Annotated in this window: 2 protein-coding genes and 1 pseudogene; 2 read left to right on the forward strand and 1 reads right to left on the reverse strand. The window is 41.8% G+C overall.

All coding sequences use genetic code 11. The annotated features are described in order from the left end of the window. A pseudogene (locus WBA23_RS24960) lies at positions 1 to 246 on the reverse strand (AGE family epimerase/isomerase); the annotation flags it as partial. A gap of 78 nt (positions 247 to 324) precedes the next feature. Here WBA23_RS24960 and WBA23_RS24965 point away from each other — a divergent pair. After that, a complete protein-coding gene (locus WBA23_RS24965) occupies positions 325 to 1,356 on the forward strand; it encodes a DUF3500 domain-containing protein (RefSeq protein ID WP_424584999.1) in 1,032 nt (343 codons plus the stop codon). 110 nt (positions 1,357 to 1,466) lie between these two features. Continuing rightward, on the forward strand, positions 1,467 to 3,040 hold a 1,574-nt coding region (locus WBA23_RS24970), incomplete at its 3' end, for a hypothetical protein (RefSeq protein ID WP_424585000.1).

Genomic DNA, 3,040 nt, shown 5'->3' on the forward strand with positions numbered 1-3,040 from the left:
AGCGTAGTCTAAGCCCTTACCATCGCCGTAGCCCGCCCGGTGAGCTGAGGCAAAGGTGTACACGCAGCGAGGTTGGGCAATTAGCGATTTTTCATCCGTGCCCGAATCATTTCCATCTTCGTCAAAATGGGTAATGAATCCACCGTATTGCTCATCTAAACATCGGTCAAGCCAAAAAGGAAGTAATTCTTCAGTTAGATGCTGCTCACACTCTTGGCGATAATGGGCTATACTTTCTTGATTCATAGGGTGATAGTTAGAATGAGAAATTATCAAAAAAATCTGAAATAATCGTACCTTAATACTAATATAAACAACTACCTGATGAAACGGTCTATTACTTTCTTCTTATTATTTGTACTAAGCGGAGCCTTAACTACAGCAACTGCTCAGCAAAATAAACGCTCTAAAGCTACTTTAATTGAAGTTGCTCAGCAGTTCTATCAGACGTTAAACCACAATCAGCCCCAATTGATATATGACTTTGAAGACAGTGAACGCTATAACTGGCACTTTATTCCACGAGATCGGAACGGGCTACCACTGAAAGCAATGGGAGAAGACCAGCAACAGGCAGCGATGCATTTACTCCGCGCCTCGTTAAGTCAAGCGGGCTATCAAAAAGCTAAAGATGTAATGGAGTTGGAAAACATGCTTAGAATGGTAGAAAACCGTCCGGCCAATGATACGTACCGCGATCCCAATAACTATTATTTCACTGTTTTCGGTAATCTGCAACCGGGAGAGGCTTGGGGTTGGCGACTGGAAGGACACCACCTTTCCCTCAATTTCTCTTCCCTTTCAAATGAAATTGTCTCGGCCACTCCTACATTTTTTGGTTCGAATCCAGCTAATGTCCCCCGCGGACCTAAAAAAGGCTGGCGAGTACTTCAGCCAGAAGAAGATGTTGCCAGTGCTCTGGTAAAGTCGCTGAATCAAGACCAGCTTAAAGTCGCTTTAATTGCCGAAGAAGCCTACCCTGATATTATTACCGGTACTGAGATTCAGGCGCAGATTGGCAATTCGGAAGGTTTAGCGTACGCCCAAATGAGTTCTGAACAACAAGATCAACTAATGCAACTACTCAAAGTGTACTACAGCGTACATCGGGCAGAGGTAGCTGAGAAAGCCCTGCAAGATATTCAGAAAGCTGGACTAGAAAATATCTATTTTGCCTGGGCTGGTGGATTGGAAAAAGGTGATCCACATTATTATCGTCTGCAAGGGTCAACCTTCGTCATTGAATACGATAACACTCAAAACAACGCTAATCACATCCATACTGTCATCCGGGATTTGAAAAACGACTGGGGAAAAGATGCACTCAAAACTCATTACGAAGAAGCTCATAAATAAATATTTTTGTATAATTTATATTAAATTCTTCTTTTAATTTAACTATTAATTATTTTAGTTTTATTATATTAGTTGGTAATTTTGTCTTTTAGAATAAGATTACTGATTTTATGAATAAGTTATTATCTACCCTCGCACTTAGTTTTATTATACTATTTCTAGGTTGCCAAGAAGACGAAGAACCCATTACCCCACCCGTAACTTCAGCTATTGATCTACAGGGCTATGTACAGAAGGGGCCCTTTATCAACGGTACCGCTATCACTCTGTCTGAGTTGGACGGCAACCTGGTGGCGACGGGTAAAAACTTCACCACTCAAATTGCCGATAACCGGGGGGCGTTTAGTCTGAAAGATATTGAGTTGGAATCAGAATTTGTACAATTGCAGGCCGAAGGTTTCTACTTTGATGAAGTAAAAGGTGAAAAGTCAGCGGCTCAGCTTACGCTGTTTGCTCTGGCAGATGTATCAGATGTCAACAGCGTAAACGTAAACCTAATCTCGCATTTGGAGCGTAACCGGGTCATCTACCTGATGCAGGAAGAAGAACTATATTTTACAACGGCTAAAGCGCAGGCTCAACAGGAAATTTTAACGGCTTTTGGTATTGCTCAAGATAGCATCGGCTACTCTGAACAACTGGATATTTCGCAGGAAGGAGATCAAAACGCAATCTTACTGGCGGTCTCAGCCATTTTGCAAGGTAATGGCAGTGTCGCCGAACTCTCGGAACTCTCGGCCAACTTCATAACTGACTTGCGGGAAGATGGTACACTCAATAGCGATGTCATTCAAACCAAGCTGAAAGAGCAGGCGAAAGCACTGGATTTACCTCAGATCCGGCAGAACCTGGAAGATCGCTACGCGGAAATGGGCATTGAAGCCACAATTCCTAACTTCGAGCAATACATTGACAGCGACGGCGATGGCATTCTAAACAAAGATGAGGACGATACGCCCGAAGATTTTTCTTTTGAAACTCAGGTAGATGTGGCCGTCAATGATACGATTACCTCAAATGCAATTACCATTGCTGGGTTAAAAGAAGGTGGGATAGCAGTCACTACGATATCTAATGGGTGGTTAATAGTGAATGGTAATATTTTAGCTGATACTGCGATCGAGATAAAAAATGGTGATAAGCTACAAATAGGCTTAGTTTCTAGTAGTCAGTTTGCTGATACGACTATGGCTACTGTAACTATTGGCTCACTATCTCGAAACTTTAGTACGGTCACTGATGATTATCTTCCCAATGTCTTTAGTTTTTCACCGTTGGTAGATGTTGCTGTAGATTCATTGTACACTTCTGATACCATAACGATTAGCGGATTACCTTATCCAATTGAGGCGACAACCAATAGTGGCATTATTATAAAAAATGGTAATCCAGCCTTAACCGGCTCGGTAAAAGTTAGCGATGGAGACCAAATAGCATTAAAATTACCATCTAGCTCAGAATATTCTAACCCCACCTCAGCTACATTAGATATAAATGGGGTTAGAGCTAATTTTGAAATTACCACTGACGACTATACCCCCGATAATTTTAGCTTTACTGTAGTTGAGAGAGCTTCTTTTGACTCATTGTATACTTCTGAAACTATCATATTAAATGGGATACCGCACCCCACTCCCATTTCATTGGATAATGCTCCCATACACCGCAGTGAAGCTTTTCAAGC

The sequence above is a fragment of the Tunicatimonas sp. genome (assembly GCF_049647865.1).
Taxonomy (GTDB): Bacteria; Bacteroidota; Bacteroidia; order Cytophagales; family Cyclobacteriaceae; genus Tunicatimonas.

What these genes read in the sequence shown, in the direction of transcription:
- WBA23_RS24965 (WP_424584999.1), top strand. Translation starts at nt 325, where the DNA reads ATGAAACGGTCTATTACTTTCTTCTTATTATTTGTACTAAGCGGAGCC.